Genomic DNA, 17,841 nt, shown 5'->3' with positions numbered 1-17,841 from the left:
AAAATTTCTCTTTTGTACTTTTAATCAAGTTATTTATTTAAAATATACAGAGTAAGAATTACTCAATATTGTTGTTAAAATTTATCATAAACCCCTCAATATGATACTCAACCAATCTTTATTTAAATTTAGTTTATTATTATTTGTTTTAACAATAGCATTTCCTGCAGTTTCTTTTTCACAAACTACTATTTGGGAAGAAGATTTCTCTAGTTATGCTGATGGGACAATTGTGGGTACAGGAAATAAATGGACAGTTACTACAACTGCTGGTATAAATTATTTTGAAGTTGTAAATCAAGAGTTTCAAGCCAAAGATACAGATGCAAAAGAACAAGTTTTTACTACTGAACAAATTGATATTTCGTCATATTCTAATGTGAATTTAAGTGTAGATGCATCTAAATTTGCAGGAACAATGGAATTGGCTGAGGATTATGTTAAAGTAAGTTATATTCTTGATGGAGGTACAGAAACATTAGTTGAAACTAACGGTGAAAACCTTGGGGAATTTGGAAATGTAACCGCTTCTCAATTGGGTTTAAGTGGCTCAACAATTCAAATTATTATTCGCGTTTTAAACGGTACAGGTAATTGGGAAATTTATAGTTTTGATAATATTTTAGTTACGGGTACACAAACTCAAACTGAAGATTTTTATGACAGTGATAACGACGGAATTTTAGACAATATTGATGTAGATGATGATAACGACGGAATTTTAGATACCATTGAAGAGAGTGATTGCAAAAGATCTTCTGTTGCAAAAAGAACTAATTATAAGTATTTAAATGAAACCTTTGGTACAGGAACAAATAGGGTTGAAATTAATGAAGTAAATGAAGGTGCACAAACCACTTATGGTTTTAAAAATTCAGGAGATTTAGGTGATGGGTATTATACCGTAGGAACTTCTGCACAAATTGCTTCTTGGGCAAATGATTATTGGTACAAAGGTGGTGACCACACAGGAGATACTAATGGTAGAATGGCAATATTTAATGCTAGTTTTGATCCAGGTTTATTTTATTCTGCAACTATTAAGGGCGCTTTACCAAATATTCCAATTTCATATAGCTTTTGGGTGCTAAATATTGATAGAACTGATGCTCCTGGAATTGCTACAAGGCTAAGACCTAATATTTTGGTTGAATTTAGAGATGCTTCAAATACACTTTTAACATCTATAACAACAGGTGATATTGCACCTACAAGTGCCTCAAATTTAGATGGAGATTGGATCAATTTTCAAGCAGATTTAGTTTTAAATGTAGATGAGTTTTATGTTTATTTTTATAATAATGAAACTGGTGGTTTAGGAAACGATTTGGCTATTGATGATATTGTTATTTCTCAAACATTATGCGATACAGAAGGAGATGGCGTAGCAAATGTTTTTGATTTAGATAGTGATAATGACGGAATTCCAGATGCGGTTGAAGCGGGCTTAGGAATCTATACGTATGGTGAAGCAAAATTCCCTCCGGCTTTTTGGTTAGATTCAGATAGTGATGGTCATCATGACAACGCTGAAAATACAAACCCTTTAGATTCAGATGCTGATGGAGTTCCAAATTATATAGATTTAGATAGTGATAATGATACTGTATTTGATGTTGATGAATCTGGAGCAACAAATAGCAATTTTGCTTTAGGCTATCAAAATGGAGATGGTGATATTAATGGAGATGGCGTAGGAGATGGTTTAGATTCTGATGCGGTAAGAGAAACAGATATTGATGGCGATGGAGTTTTAGAATATTATACTGATGGAATTTTAGATATTTACGATGCAACTAAACTTGATTTTGAAAATGATGGTGCTACTATGGACGATTCTTATGGTAACCTTGGTCAAGGAATAGAGTGGTCATTGTATGTGGCCGATTCTGATTTAGATGGGTTGCCTAATTATATTGATGTAAATTCCAACGGAGGAAATGATTTTGATGCAACTATTTATAAACAAATAGAACCAACAATAGATACTGATTTTAATGGAATAATTGATGGAACTACAGATACTGATGGCGATGGAATTTTAGATGGTTTTGATACCGATAATACCGTTTTTGGATCGCCAAGAGATATCAATAATAAGTTGTTATTATATTTTGATGGAAGAAATGATTATGTGGAAGATGCAGCAATTTTAAGTGGGGAAGCATCTATAATGGGATGGATAAAAATTGAAGAAGCTCCAAATGGAACCCAACGTATTTTAGGACAAAATAATTTTTACATTCAAATTAATTCAAGTAAAAAAATTGCGGTTGTTGCTAATGGAACATCACAGGAGTATAATACTGCAATTGAATTAAATAGATGGGTGCATATTGCAGCAACTTATGGTGCAAGTGATTTTAAATTGTATATAAACGGAGTTGAGCTTGGTAATGGTATTTCAGGCGGAACCTTGTCTGCAGATGCTTCGCCTTTTACAATAGGAAGAATTTCAAATATAGATTCTGGCTATTTTAAAGGGTATATTGATGAAGTTCGAGTTTTTAGTAAAGCATTAACTGAAAATGAATTTCATAAAATGGTGTATCAAGAATTAGAAAACAATGGAGGAGTTGTAAAAGGAACAGAAATACCTTTAAACATTCAAGATTATAGTTATGATAGTGCATCAGGTATTGAAACAAGTGTAGATTTATCTTGGTCAAATTTACTTCGATATTTTAGAATGGATACGTTTAAAGATGACATTACAGATGATTTGACAACAGCTACGGTTGATGTTGTTTCGGGAGCAAAAATGTACAATATGAAAATTATTGATGTACAAACTGCACCTTTACCATTTGTAACACAAAGTGGTGGAACTATGGCAAGTCCTAAAAACTTAACAACAGCTTTAAATACTTCAAATGGAGTAAACGGTGAAGATGCTATTAATTCTCCGGCTTCTATTGTAAAAATTGAACATGATTTTATTTATTCTGATGAAGATCAAAGTCATATTGGGTTGTTTTTGTCAAGTAATATGTCGTATACTTTAAATGGAATTACAGATATAAATAATGGCACAGGTACCGGAAATGAACTAAATGTTTCATGGTATTTAAGCTTAAATGGAGTATTAGATTTAAATGGCGAATCTCAGTTAGTTCAAAGTATGGAGAGTGTATTAGATGTAAGTAGTAGTGGATATATTGAACGCGATCAGCAAGGTACGGCCAATGTATATTCATACAACTATTGGGGTTCTCCAGTCGGAATTATTAATACTACTACAAATAATAGTGCTTATACATTGGCTGATGTTTTATATAGCGGAACAAGTAAAGTGTATTTTGTAGGTGGATATGATGGTAATGATACTACAACGCCAATACAAATAGCTAATTATTGGTTGTTTAAATACGCAAATTTAACAGGTACTTATGCCGAATGGCAGCACGTTGGTAGTACCGGAAGTATAAAAGCAGGTGAAGGATTTACAATGAAAGGCGGAGGAGCAGGACTTATTGATACGTTTCAAGATTATACATTTAAAGGAAAGCCAAATAATGGAACTATTACTTTAAATGTAAGTGCTAACAATATTTATTTAGTTGCTAATCCATATCCTTCTGCTATAGATGCGTATAAATTTATTTCAGAAAATGGAGAAGATACTTTATTAACGGGTACCCTTTATTTTTGGGAACAGTACAAAGGAACAAGTCACGTTTTAGCGCAATATGAAGGTGGTTATGGCGCAATGACACAAGGAGGAGCTGTAGCAGCTGTTATACCCGCAGGAATATCTCCAAATGCCAACGCTTCACAGTCTTTAAAAATTCCGAAACAATATATTCCTGTAGCGCAAGGTTTTTTTGTTCAAAGTGTAGATAAAACAGGTGTTGAAATTAAATTTAAAAACAGTCAACGTGCTTTTGTAAAAGAATCTGAATCTGTATCAGGGCAACCTATTTCTGTTTTTATGAAATCATCAAATGAAAAAGAGGTTTCAACTGATGAAAAGAATTCTAAAGGTGATTTCCGACCAAAAATTAGATTAGGGTTTGAAGCGCCAAATGTATATCATAGGCAATTGTTATTAACCGTTGATGAAAAAGCAACAGACAGCGTAGATTGGGGGTATGACGGTAAGGTTTTAGGAATGTTAGATGATGATATGTATTGGAATATTTCAAATGAAAAATATGTGATTCAGGTTATTCCTAAAATTACTTCCAATAAAGAAATTCCGTTGGTAATAACAATGAAAGAAACCGGCGCTGTTTTAATACAAATAGATACCTTAGAAAATGTAGATGAAAATTTAAAATTGTATATAAAAGACAATTTAACAGGTACAAAACATCAAATAAATAATGAGCCGTTTAAAACAACTTTAGATGCTGGCTCTTATTTTGATAGGTTTTCTTTAACCTTTAAAAGTGGTAATAACAGTGAAGGTGGAGTTACTTTAATAGAGGAAATAATTGAAAATATAAATTTATCTAACAAAGGAATTTATGTTTTTATGAATAATAGATCTTCTAAATTAATTATTAGAAATAGGCTTCAAAAAACTATAAAACGTGTTGTTTTGTATAATTGTTTAGGTCAGGTAGAGCATAGTTGGACAAAGAATTTAACCGGAACTCAAATAAGCTTACCAGTAGCAAAGAGATTAAGAGGCTTGTACTTAATTCGTGTAAAAACAACTTCTGGTATTGTGTTTAAAAAAGTATTTATTAAATAGGTAATTTATAGCTAAAAAGCTTTTATAGTTTTAGTTGATTGTGGTGTGAATTCGGTTTAAAAACAACCATTTAAAGTTAAAAACCATCCATTTGTTTGAAAAAACGTGTATTTTGTTTTTTTATTATGGTTTTTTGATGTACTTTAGATGTGTCGATAAACCCCACGATTATGAAAAATATTAGACACCTTTTACTAGTTGTTTATTGTATAACAACAAGCATGTTTGCATCTTCATTTACGGAGAATTTAAACGAAAGTTATGATCATATAAATCAATTCTCTGGAGATACACGTCCAAAGTATAGAATTGGATTTGATGCACCTCAAATTAACCATAGACAGTTATTGTTAACAATTGATAAAAATACCACTGATGGCGTTGATTGGGGGTATGAAGGAGGAATTCCTGAAGTATTACCAGATGATATGTATTGGTTAATAGAAGATGGAAAGTATGTAATTCAAGCAACAGATTCTATAAACGTAGGGAAAGAAATTTCGTTAGGTGTAGTTACAACTAACGGAGGGCTTGTTACTATAAAAATAGATGAGATAAAAAATCCAGTTGAAGGATTAATAGTTGCTCTATTGGACAAAGAAGAAAATGAGGTTTATAATTTGGAAGAAAATGAGTATCAAATAACACTTCCGGCAGGTGAGTATCATAATAGATTTTATATCACTTTTTTAAGTACAGAAGCTTCAGAAGACACAGTTGCAGATACCACTACTGAAACAACAGAAACTAGTGAAGAAAGTACTGATCAAACTACTGAAGATACTAGTAATGATACTTCAGAAGATTCAAGTGAAGAAACATCAAGTGAAGAAACAGGTGACACTACTTCCGATGAAACTACAGAAGATACAAGTGAAGAAACAGATGATGCTACTTCCGATGAAACTACAGAAACTTCAGAAGAGGATACAACAAATTCAACTGATGAAACTGAGAGTGATGAAAATGAAGATGATGAAGAAGACAACAATCAAAATAATCGTGATTATGGTTTCAATCAAAAAGAAAAGTTAGTTATTTATGTAAATAACGGGCAAGGTATTTTGAATATTAAAAATAAAGATGCTGTTACTATTAAAAACGTAATGCTTTTAAATAAAAACGGACAACAAGTTAGAATTTGGGTACAAGACTTAAATACGGAGAGTGTACAGTTACCAGTGCATGTTCAAAGAGGTGTTTACTTTGTGGTTGTAAAAACCAATCAAGGGCAAGTATTGAAAAGAGTTTTAATTCAAAATTCATAAACGTAACAATAAGTAGCGAAATTTAAAATGGTAAACGTTAAAATTAATAGAGAAATGAAGGTGTTTTAATTTAATAGAAGGATAGAAAAATTAAAGGTTTTCTAATAATTTAAAAGCTAGGATTGTTGGTTTTTTTATAAAAAAAGGTTAATATTCAGTAGGTTAAGGTGTTTTGTTTGAAAATTATATTATTTTTGCGCGAAATTTGGTATATTTAAATTTATATGGGGTTTATTAAATTTGTTTGTAGGTTCTCTTTTGTTATTAGCATTTTGTTAATGACAGGGATGAGCTATGGGCAGACAACTCTAAATTCTGAAGATTTCAATTCTGATTACGGAACTTGGGAAGATGGAGGAGATAATTGTACGAGAAGAAATAATAGTGATTTAAATAATACATATGTAGTTGAATTAAAAAATGGAACTAATTCTTCTTTAACAACATTAAGTAATAATATAAATTTAACAACGTATAATTCGGCTAGTTTTCAATTTGATTTTAGAACTGATAGCATGGAGCCAAGTGACCATTTTGAAATTCAATTTTCAAGTAACGGAGGAAGCAGTTGGGAAACTATTAAAACATATGTTAGAGGTACAGATTTTAATAATGATACGAATTATACTTCACAAATAATTTATATTAGTAATAGTTCCTATTCTTTTAGTGCAAATTCTAAATTTAGAATACGTAACTACGGAAATAATGGGAATGATAGAATATATATTGATAATATAGAAATTATAGGTCATGAATATTGTACATCAAGTGCTTATGATGCATATGGTAATTACAATGATGATATAAGATTAGTGAATTTTAATTCAATTAATAACCCAACTCCAAACTATCAAAGTGGTTATTCTGATTTTACGAATATATCTACAGATGTTACAATAAATAGCTCATATGATTTGTCAGTTTATATTAATACAGCTGCAGAAAGAGGTAATTGGAGATATCATGTATGGGCTTGGATAGATTGGAACCAAGATGGTGATTTTGATGATAATCAAGAAGCATATGATTTAGGAGATATAAGAAATGAGTTATATGATCAACCTTCATTATCACCAAAAACAATAACTATTCCTAGTTTTGCTGTTATAGGGTCTACTCGTATGCGGGTTACTAGTCGGTATAATAATAACCCTTCTTCTTGTGATAATAATTTTGATGGCGAAGTAGAAGATTATACAATTAATGTTATACCATCAGTATCAGGATTTTCAGAGGTAATAGCTTCAGTTGATTGGCCATTGTACTCAACTGAAAATAGAGTTGAGATATATTCTCCTTTAGGAGTATTAATAACCACTATAGACAATGGTTTTGATAGCAGTGTGCCAAATCCAGATGTACCGTATTCAACTACTGTAAATTTAGGTTGTTTAGAGAATGCTTCTAATTATTATGTGATTATGTACGATAGAGGAGCAGGAGTAAATGGACCAGGAGATGGATGGGACCGTAATCTTCCTAGTACATTATCTAATATAACTATTACTTCAGGAGGAACTACTGTGCTTTCAAATGATGGTTGGACTGCTCGCAGTGGAGGTGTTAGAGTCGATTTTGATGTTAGTGGTGGTGGAGTATGTGATGATCCCGAAGCTCCTGGAGGTGTTAGCTCAAATTTAAATTTATGGTTAAAAGCAGATATTGATGTTTTAAATGGAGGAAGTGACGCATCAAATGGAGATGTAGTTGATAACTGGAATGACCAAACAACAAATGCAAATAACGCTTCTAAAGCTGGTTCAAGTAATAATGCTATTTATGCAGAAACACATCATAATTTTAATCCTTCAGTTAACTTTATAAATGGAGATCAAGGTTATTTTGATGTAAATCTTGATGGAATTAAAAATTCCAACTATAATTTAATAGCAATTGTTGAGAGGTCAACATTAAATAACGATAGAAATTATTTTTTAGGAACTGCAAATTCAAGTTCAAATAGAGGTTTACATTTTGGGTATAGAAATAATACGAGCGCTACATTGGCCCAATATGCCAATGATATTGATGTTACGGTGAATTCTTATGATAATCCAAATCAATCAGTAGCTTTGCTTCGTGGTCAACTTAATACTTCTTCTGGGAAAATAATTTATGAGCTTAGAGATGGTACCTCAGTGAGCAATAGTCATGGAAATACTGCGGAACTAACAGGAACGGGTCAAGGAGTTTTAGGAAGAGGTTACACCAGTACTGGTTTTGAAGGTTATGTTTCTGAAGTAATTGCTTATAATAGAACTTTAAGTGATGCTGAATTACAACAAATATTTACCTATTTAGCAGTTAAATATGGAATGACCTTAGATAAAGGAACAAATGGGAACTATACATCTTCAAATGCTACCTTATTATGGGATGCTACAGCTAATGATGTTTACCACAACAATGTTACAGGTATTGGAAGAGATGATAATTCAGTGTTAAATCAAAAGCAATCTAAATCTGAAAATGCTAGTAATTTAGGTGATGCATCAGATGATATTACAATAGGTTTAGGTTCAATTGAGACAACAAATAATTTAAACCTTCATACATTTTCTACAGATGAATCATTTTTATTATGGGGTCATAATAACTCAGGTATTAGTGCAGGAACGCCACTCACCGATGATTTGAGTACTGATATTTCAGGGATAATAACAAATGTAGCTGTTACACCTATTGAACGTGTTTGGAAAGTGGTTGAAACAGGAACGGTTGAAACAACAAAAATTTCAATTCCAGAAACAATGCTTAGTGCTGTATCAGGTGTTAGTGGTGATTATTTTATGCTCGTTTCTAATTCAGAAACATTTGACGCTTCTTCAACAGCAGTTAAATTGATTTTAAATGGATCAAACTTAGAAACTGATTTTGATTTTACTGGAGAACAGTTTATTACTTTTGGGTATGCTCCTTACACAGTAGTTGAAGAACGTGCACTTAAGTTAAATGATATAGGTGGTGCAGCTAGTACAAAAAAATACTATGTAAATATGGGTGATGTTCTGAATTTAAATACTTCAGCATATACAATCTCTGTTTGGATTAAAGGAGATGCAGCGTTTGATGCAACCACAATATTGTCAAAAAGAGACAATCCATACACGCAAGGATATGAATTGAAAAAAAGCGGAACAGGTTCTGGGAGTAAAATAAATTTTGAATATTATTACAGTTCAACCAATAAGTTACAGTTAATTTCAACAAATGTTATCCCAGTTGGTACTTGGCATCATATTGCTATAATTCATGATGGTTCTAATGTAAGTATGTATATAGATGGAGTTTTAGAAAACTCTGAGTCTACATCTGGTAAAGCAATTGTTTCAACAAATGATGATTTTTTAATTGGAGCTGCAGGTACTACAACTCCAAACTCAGATAGTTATTTCCCTGGTTCTGTTGATGAATTACGTATTTGGAATGTGGCACTTTCTACAGAACAGTTACGGTATATTATGAATCAAGAAATTGAATCGCATTCTGATGGTACAGTTACAGGAGTGCTAATTCCACAGGATCTTGATAAAAACGAAGTTAACACACTCAACTGGGCAACAGATTTAGCAGCTTATTACCCAATGTCTACTTATGCATATCCAAACTTGTTAATAGATGATTCTGAAAATGAAAATCATGGTGTTTTAATGAACGGAATGAAAAGTGTTGATGTTCAAACTGCTCCTTTGCCATATGCTTCAGTAACAGCAGGAAATTGGGATACAAAATCTACTTGGTCAACTTCAACTGTACAGTATGTTCCAAATAGTACAAGTCTTGATGGAACTGAAATAGATTGGAATATTGTAAAGCTTACAAATACCGGAAGTGTAACTTCAGGAAGAGGTGATGGAAATGGAATTACTCTTTTAGGTTTATTGTCTGAGGTTGATAGTAATTTAACTATGGATGGTGAGACAGATCCGGGAATTGATTTAGATGTAAACCCAGATCAAGGAACAGGAACAGGAACAGGTGAAAGTTTAACTATATCTCATTATTTAAAACTGGATGGTACTATAGATTTAGAAGGTGAATCACAATTAATTCAAACAGAAAATAGTACATTAAATGTTGGGGCTTTAGGTGTTTTAGAACGAGATCAACAAGGAACTGCTAGTAATTTTTCATACAATTACTGGGGCTCACCAGTAGGTGTTACAAAAGTATCAGGTGATGATTTAATAAACGATTTTAGCTATAGTTTAGGAGATGTATTGTATGATGGTTCAAATAAAGTAACTTTTACCTCTAATTTAGATGCCAATCCAGGAAGTACTCTTACCATATCAACACGTTGGTTGTATATTTATACCAATGCTAATGGAGATTACGCTAAATGGAGTCATATAGGAAATTCGGGGTCTGTTAAGGCAGGAGAAGGTTTTACCATGAAAGGATCTGGAAACTATAATGGTAATTTAGAGCATTTTCAAAACTATACATTTAAAGGAAAACCAAATAATGGTACAATTACCTTATCTCCTTTGTCAAGTAATAATATTTATTTAGTTGCTAACCCTTATCCTTCATCAATTGATGCCGAAAAGTTTGTTGATGAAAATGGTGAAACGGTTCTAAAGGATGGAGCACTTTACTATTGGGAGCAATATGAAAGTACGAGTCATGTGTTAGCTCAGTACCAAGGAGGTTATGCCGTATGGACTAAAGGAGGAAGTGTTCCTGCTGCTATACCTGATGGGATAGCAAATTCAGGTGGTACCGTTCCTACTGATGCAAAAATACCAAAACGATATATTCCTGTAGCGCAAGGATTTTTTGTTAAAAGCGCTGATGAATCATCAGATGTTGCAATTAAATTTAACAATTCACAACGTATTTTTGCAAAAGAGTCTCATATAGATAATATGGGAGAAGTTGTATCTACTTTTATGAAATCTAGTAGTACAAAAGAAAACTCTTCTGAAGAATCTAATTTCAATAATAATAGAGTGAAAATCAGATTAGGTTTTGAAGCGTCTCAAGTAGGGCACAGGCAGTTGCTATTAACTATTGATGAAAAAGCAACTGATAGTGTTGATTGGGGTTATGATGCCCAAATGTTAGGTGTTTTAGAAGATGATATGTTTTGGGATTTGGCCGACGAAAAGTATATTATACAAGCAACAAATAGCATAGCTGATGACAAAGAAATACCTTTAGGTATTGTGATGGGTGAATCAGGTTTGGCCATTATAAAAGTTGATGACCTAGAAAACATTGATGAAAATGTTGAATTGTATATAAAAGATAAAAATACTTTACGATTTTATAAAATTAATGAGGAGCCGTTTGAAATGAATTTAGAAGCTGGTGAGTATCTAAATCGTTTTTCATTAACTTTTAAATTAAACAATGCTGAAGAGATTATTGAAGAGGAAGGTGAAGTTGGTGGAGTAGAAGTGGTTGAACCATCATATTTAACTGTTGTTATGGATAATAATGCAGGTGAATTACAAATTAGAAATACAACTAATTCAGAAATTACCGAAGTAAAACTATTTAATAGTTTAGGACAATTAGTGGGAGCTTGGAATCAATATTTAAATAAAACATATAAAGCATTACCTGTTAACATAAAAGCAACAGGAGTGTATGTTGTTCAACTACAAACTTCTACAGGTGTTATTACTAAAAAAGTATTAATAGAATAATTAAGTATAATTATTTATTTTTTAGCTTTTAACAACGACGTTTTCAAGTCGTTAATAATGCGTTTCCGATATTTAATAACACCATTCCTGTATTCTTTTTTAGTCATAAAATACCAAGATCTATTGATTAATTTTGAGAATAAATAATAATAAAATACAACAATATTCCAGTTTTTTTCATTGCTATGACTCCTTGTTTTAAATTTATATAATTGAAGGTGAACTTTTGATTGAAAGGATGGTTTTTTCAATTCAAAATCGTTAAAGTACAAGGCGTAGATTACAAAATAGTTTTGAAAATAAGACTTTGGGTACGCTTTTTTCAAATTTATAATTGGATTTTTATTTAATAAAACAATTGTATCATAGGCAGTTCTAAAATGCAGATATTTTCTAAAATTAGCACCATCATTAATTTGAAGGTTTAGAATATTATGTTCTAATAAATGTGTTTCACACAAAACAGGGATATTATTTACAAAACGTTTTTTTTGTAATAGAATAGATGGCTGTAAATAGTCAAAATAAGGCTTTTTAAGCACTTTTCTATGAATTTCTACTGCTGCTAACTCAGTTGCTTTAATAAGTCGTGTAAGGTGTTTGTGTTTAGGACCTGTTATAACGCTTCCAAAGGTTGTTTTACCTGGGTTATAACCTTTAGCCATTAATAGCTTATATGCCTGCTCTAATTGATTTTCGCATACCAATACATCAATATCTCCAATCATGCGCTCACAAGGGTCTACATAATAATTGGCAGCTAATAAGGCACTTCCTTTTAAAAAAACATGGTCTATATTATTATTTTTAAAAAGCTGACTTAGCCAAGTAATTTGTTTCAATAGCGTTAGGTTCCTATTTCTATTGATAGTTGCAATTTCTTCAAGAAAAATTGCTAAATCTTTTGGTATAAATTGTAAAAGTTTTTTTTGCTGAAGTTGTGAGTAAATTGCTGGTAATACCAAGTGTTTACTACCTACTTTTACAAGAGCATCCCAATCTATTTCATGATTTTTAATCTTACGCTCTAGTACTACTAAATCACTTTTGAAGCTTAAAATTTCGCCAACAGTTGTTAAAGTAGCTTTTTCCATAATTATTGTAAATAGTTTTGGTTTTAGACCATTTTTAAAACTTGTAGTCTAAAGTAGTTTCATAAATGTTGAAATAGCCTTACTATTATCATTATAAATTAATTCATAATAGGATACATCTTCAAGCCAATTTAAAAACTGTTTCGCATTTTCTTGTTTTGGAGAAATCCACGATTCAGGAATTAATGTTGGTAAAATATTTTTTGGGCTTGATTTAGTTAATTTTGTAACCTTTTTTTTGTCATACTTTACGTAAACAATTTTTGTACAAGGTAAGTGTCTTTTCGATTTTTTTTTGAATTTTTTTGGAGGAATATATTTTAGGAGCCCTTTTTTTGTACCACTTTCAAACGATTTTAAATTTTTGAAATTAGGGTAATAGTCATCCAATATTTCAAAGGCACCTTGTTTAATTGAAATTGCTGAAGGATAGCTGTAAACATGACCGTTTTCTGCAAGTATTGGTGTAATATCATCGGCTATTAAATTTAGTCCTGCAGCCATTAGTAATGCGCTAAATGTGCTTTTACCATTGCCGCTATCACCAACAAGCATTATTGATTCTATGCCGTTTGAAACTGTTGATGCGTGGAATGTACCTAACCAATCATTTTCCTGTTTGTTATACAAAACACACAATAATTCCATTGAAAATCTACCTTGTAATAAATGATAGTTTGATTTTTCAAAAGAAACTACAAAACAGTTGTTTTTAAATAAATAGAAGTTGTTTCCTTTGTCGTAAATATCAAAAATAGTTTCTGCTTTCTTTGTTGATTCAACTGTATTAGCAAGGTGCATTATTTTTGGATGAATCAATTCCTTTATAGCTTCTGAAGCATAATAAATTTCAAGGGTGTGTGTATCTATTTGATATGTTTCGTGGTAATTTCTGAATGAATTTTCAAAAGGAACCTCTTCAACTTCTGTAGAAATATTAGGTGTGTTTTGATCTTCTAAAAAATTAGAAATAGCATTGTAAATGGCTTGTGCTTTTTCAATACCTTCAGAAAATTTTTCACTCTGTGTGATTTCTTGAATAAACTGAATCTTATCCTTAACCTTTGTGAAAATTTCAACAAAGCTCATTAAAAAACCATCAATAATAATATAATTATTGGTTGATTTAAACCACAAAATGTAATTGTCACCAATTGGTTTTGCAAAGGTTGGAGCTAAATTATTTTTCAAAATAAATAAAGGTAAAGGTTAATTATAATTTTACCCCGGATCTTCTGGTGAAGACTCTGCATGTGCTTTTTTAGGGTTTAATATTAAAAAAGTACCCATTGCCGTTAAAGCTGCGTATTTTCCCATTTTTTGCAATGCTTCTTTACGGGTTATTTGGTCGTTGTTAGATTTGTTGTTCATTGTTAAAATTATCTAATAATTACTTTTTGAGTTTTGTAAATGGTATTGCTCTTTAGTTGAACAATATAAATACCTGTGTTAAATTTAGAAACATCAATTTCATTGCTAATTTTACTTTGATCTATTTTTTGTGAAAGTACTTTTCTTCCTTGAATGTCGTAAAGATTTAAAGTAGTTACACCAGTTAATTCACCTTTAACATGAATTGTTTTTGAGGTTGCTGCTGTATATATTTCTAGTTTTTCAGCTACAGCTATTTCTGCATCTATTTCTGAAATTTCATAAGGTTTTAAAGTTAAAAAGAAACGACCAGTGGTTGTTAAATCTTCTGTTGCTGTAAACACGTAACTTTCAGTATTTAATAAAACTACTTTATCTGTAGTTGTATCTTCTAAATATACCAAAACATCTTCAGGAAGCGTAGATTTTGAAATACCTACGGTAACTTCTTCACCAGCAGTTGCGTTAATTCCTAAAGGAATAATAACATCTGAAATACTTTTGTTGCTAAATGACTGAATTCCCATATCACTTCCAACATTATCATTTACCAAATGCGAATAAATTGCAAATTTTGGTGCTTTACTTCCATATACAGCGGCATCATAACCAGGATCTAAACCTAATGTTGAGTTGCTATTAAAGTAAAAATCTGTTTTATAAATTTTTGAATCGCTTGTAATTTGAAGTTTTAAGTTGGCGTTTGTACTGGTGCTTTTTCCTTGTATAATGTCGTCGCTAGTTCCTGTGCTACGCATTTCAGGGGTAAATTGAATATTACCTCCAGCTTCAGTTTTTGATGCAACAATAAAACCTTGTCCAGGTGCTAATAATTCAGTTGTATTTAAATTGTAAATAGTCCAAATTCCACCGTCATCAGTAGCGTTGTAACCGTAAATTGCTACAGTTTCATCTTCAAGTAAATCTTCATTAGCAGTATTGCTAAGGAAACCATTTTCACCGTCGTCTATTTTTAAATAAGAAGGGTAAGGATTTCCTATTAAATTCCATTTTTTACCACCGGCTGGGCTTGTAATTCCAACTAAAACATCTTCAGTATGAACAGTTCCGGTAAATGTAAAAGAACCATTATCTGTAGATCCAGTTCTATACCCAACTCCTGCTGTTAATGCGGTTGTATTTGTTGTTTTATCCCAAGACTCATAAGATGTTGGATTGCTGTTTTTATAAGGCCCAAAACGAACTAAATCTCCAGAAACAATTGCTATGTTAGTGTTTGCAGCTGCAAATTCATTAAAAGCTTGACCAGATAAAGGTGCTGAAATTAAATCGTTACCACGGCCATATGCTTCTGTGGTAGTATTATTTACATGGCGATTATAAGTGATGGTTCCCCAACCGCTAATTGAAGTTGGAATTAAACTTGGATATTGTGTTGAATTAGATACCAAAGAGATAGTTCCATTATTAGTTAATGTTCCATTGTTAGTAAATGAAGCAGTATTGTTTATAGTTAAACTTGATCCATCTTCAATTCCAAAATGTTTATCTGAAGCAATTAAAAGGTTTTGTCCAGTTGTTAAAACAGGGTAATTTGTTAATCCTGCAGGTATTGAAATATTTGTAGTTGGAGATAATCCAGGAGAAACTCCACCAAGCCAATTTGAATCATTTGTCCAGTCGTTATTTGTACTTCCCGTCCAAACAGCTGCTGTTGTTGGTAAAGTTGCACTTTCAGCAACCATAATTAATTCTGGTGGGTTTATGTTCTCAGAAAGACTTCCAAATTTATGCTCAATATCTAGATTTGTTGGTGCAATATCAAAAGCAACACTTATTTCCTGGCTTATGTTTGCTTGTGCATACTCAGTAATATTCCATTCATAGTATTTTCCCGTTTCAGTTAAATGTGTAGTTGTGATTGCATCTCCAAGTACTGGCGCGTTACCTGCATGTATTTCATCTTGTGCCCAATCATTACCTGTTTCATATACTGTTACTGGTCCACCTTTTACTGTTCTATCGATTCCTGTTAAACCTGTATTTCCTGTAAGCGAAGTGGTAGTTTTTAAATATAATCGAACTATAGCGTGTTCTATATTAGTGACTTTTGATAAATCGAATTTCATATAAATAGTTCTATCATCAGTTGAGCCTGCATTAGTTGTAAGGTTAGATAAATTATAAAAAGTACTTGCATTTGTCTTACCCTGTTTTATGTATGTAGCTTCTGTTGCTGTTAATGCAATATTTGTTATTGGTGTTTCATATAACCAAGCAATTCCAAGTCCTTTTTCTCCACTTCCTGAATATACTACATATAATTTTCCGTCAATATCTTCAAAAAAATATGGATCTCTTAGCTGATTTATATCACTCCCTGAACTTGATTCAGAAAAATCTAAATTAAGCTCTCCATCTTCCCAGCCAGGATTTGGTGCTAAAATCTCGTAAGGAGGATAATTAGGTGTCCAATCAGTCCAATCATCTGTTAAATCTATTATTGATAACTGAATTCGCTCTTGAATATCTCCTCTTTGTGAATAAAAAACATGTAAATCATCACCTACTACGCGTACACCAGTATGTCTCGCCCTTATTTCATCACTATCCAACCCTGTAACTGCATCAATTGCACTTTGAAACACACCAGATTTTTTATCCCATAATGTTTTTGTGTAATCATATGTTGTAGGGTCAGTATACCATGGGTTTTCTGCGTCTAAAGCTCTATTGTAATTTGCTCCATTATCTAAAGCATACATATACCCACCATGTTCAAAAACACGAAAATAAGAAACCCCAAAAAAAACTGATTCAATATTGTCGTAAAATTCTAAACCATAGGGAGATGTTGATACCCATGAAAGTTGAGTATTACCTTTATCCTCTGAGCCAATATAAGTAGTTTTTCCAGAATGAAAATACATAATAATACGTTTGTTTTCATGGTCTACATGAACATCTGGAGAAGCCAAATGGTTAAATCCGATTGTTATATCATTATCTAAAAAAATATCACTTTGATTATTATCTAAAACACCTCTGTTTCCTGATATTGCGTAATCATCATATAGAGTATACGGTCCTCCAATATTTGCTGCCCAAGCCATACGTATATATTCACCATCATGATGTGCGAAGTATAAATAATATTTTGCTGTTGGGTCTGCTCGTTCACTTGTTGGAATCCAATCTGGAATACGAATTAAGGATGGACCATTAATATTTTCACCATCTGTTTTAGTAGCGGAACTGAATGAGTCTTCATTAATAATAGGATCTCCATTATTCAATCTTATAGCTTGGTACGGAGAATCTTGAGCTAATGTAACTGTTGAGGTTAATAACAATACAGCAATTAAAGTTGTATGAACTAATCCTAATCCATTAATTAGGTTTTTAATTATTGTCATTTTTTGAGGTTTGAAGTATTAAAAATCTTATGGTTTTTACAAAAAAACTGTTCTTTTACTGCTTTTAATGAACGTAAAAATACATATTTTACAAGATTAAGCAATATTAATGTAATTTTCTAAACTTTTTAAGTTTATAAAAGTTTTTTCAAATCGACTTTTAATAATAAGGGTAAAAAAGATCAAACGCCTTATTATGCTTATAGAAATGAATGATAACACTTATTTTTTTTTTAAGGTATTAATTACTAATATTGTGCTAAACAATAAACCCTAATCTCAAAATACAATCTAAATGTTAATTCCATTGTGTTTAAAATCACAATAAACTGATATTCAACAGTTTAATATTGTTGGTTGTTTGAGAAATTG

7 protein-coding genes are annotated in these 17,841 nt (G+C 31.6%); 3 read left to right on the top strand and 4 right to left on the bottom strand.

Going from position 1 to position 17,841, the window contains the following annotated elements:
* The first annotated feature begins 100 nt into the window (after nt 1-100).
* From ACFQ5N_RS03265 to ACFQ5N_RS03255, 3 genes are all read left to right on the top strand, one after another.
* Nucleotides 101-4,699, top strand: a complete 4,599-nt coding sequence (locus ACFQ5N_RS03265; RefSeq protein ID WP_386807714.1) for a LamG-like jellyroll fold domain-containing protein — start codon at nt 101-103, stop codon at nt 4,697-4,699.
* Nucleotides 4,700-4,869: 170 nt separating this feature from the next.
* Complete coding sequence (locus tag ACFQ5N_RS03260; RefSeq protein ID WP_386807713.1) at nt 4,870-5,967, top strand: T9SS type A sorting domain-containing protein; 1,098 nt, start codon at nt 4,870-4,872, stop codon at nt 5,965-5,967.
* A 287-nt stretch (nt 5,968-6,254) separates the two neighbouring features.
* The gene (locus ACFQ5N_RS03255; RefSeq protein ID WP_386807711.1) at nt 6,255-11,627 is read left to right on the top strand and encodes a LamG-like jellyroll fold domain-containing protein; all 5,373 of its coding nucleotides are present in this window, start codon (nt 6,255-6,257) and stop codon (nt 11,625-11,627) included.
* A 14-nt stretch (nt 11,628-11,641) separates the two neighbouring features.
* Here the strand turns inward: ACFQ5N_RS03255 and ACFQ5N_RS03250 are convergent, their stop codons facing one another.
* Genes ACFQ5N_RS03250 through ACFQ5N_RS03235 form a run of 4 tightly spaced genes read right to left on the bottom strand, consistent with a single transcriptional unit; the run spans nt 11,642 to nt 17,469 of the window.
* Nucleotides 11,642-12,721: a nucleotidyltransferase family protein gene (locus ACFQ5N_RS03250; RefSeq protein ID WP_386807710.1), complete on the bottom strand. Its 1,080-nt coding sequence runs from the start codon at nt 12,719-12,721 to the stop codon at nt 11,642-11,644.
* Between the two features lie 48 nt (nt 12,722-12,769).
* Nucleotides 12,770-13,912: a hypothetical protein gene (locus ACFQ5N_RS03245; RefSeq protein WP_386807709.1), complete on the bottom strand. Its 1,143-nt coding sequence runs from the start codon at nt 13,910-13,912 to the stop codon at nt 12,770-12,772.
* A 30-nt stretch (nt 13,913-13,942) separates the two neighbouring features.
* On the bottom strand, nt 13,943-14,092 hold the full coding sequence (locus ACFQ5N_RS03240; protein WP_386807707.1) for a hypothetical protein: 150 nt from the start codon (nt 14,090-14,092) through the stop codon (nt 13,943-13,945).
* An 8-nt stretch (nt 14,093-14,100) separates the two neighbouring features.
* Nucleotides 14,101-17,469 carry a CBM96 family carbohydrate-binding protein gene (locus ACFQ5N_RS03235; RefSeq protein WP_386807706.1) on the bottom strand — a complete coding sequence of 1,123 codons (3,369 nt, stop codon included), beginning with the start codon at nt 17,467-17,469 and terminating at the stop codon, nt 14,101-14,103.
* Nucleotides 17,470-17,841: the final 372 nt, after the last annotated feature.

The sequence above is a fragment of the Lutibacter holmesii genome, from assembly GCF_042679665.1.
GTDB lineage: Bacteria > Bacteroidota > Bacteroidia > Flavobacteriales > Flavobacteriaceae > Lutibacter > Lutibacter holmesii.
This window is presented reverse-complemented; position numbering and strand designations above follow the sequence as displayed.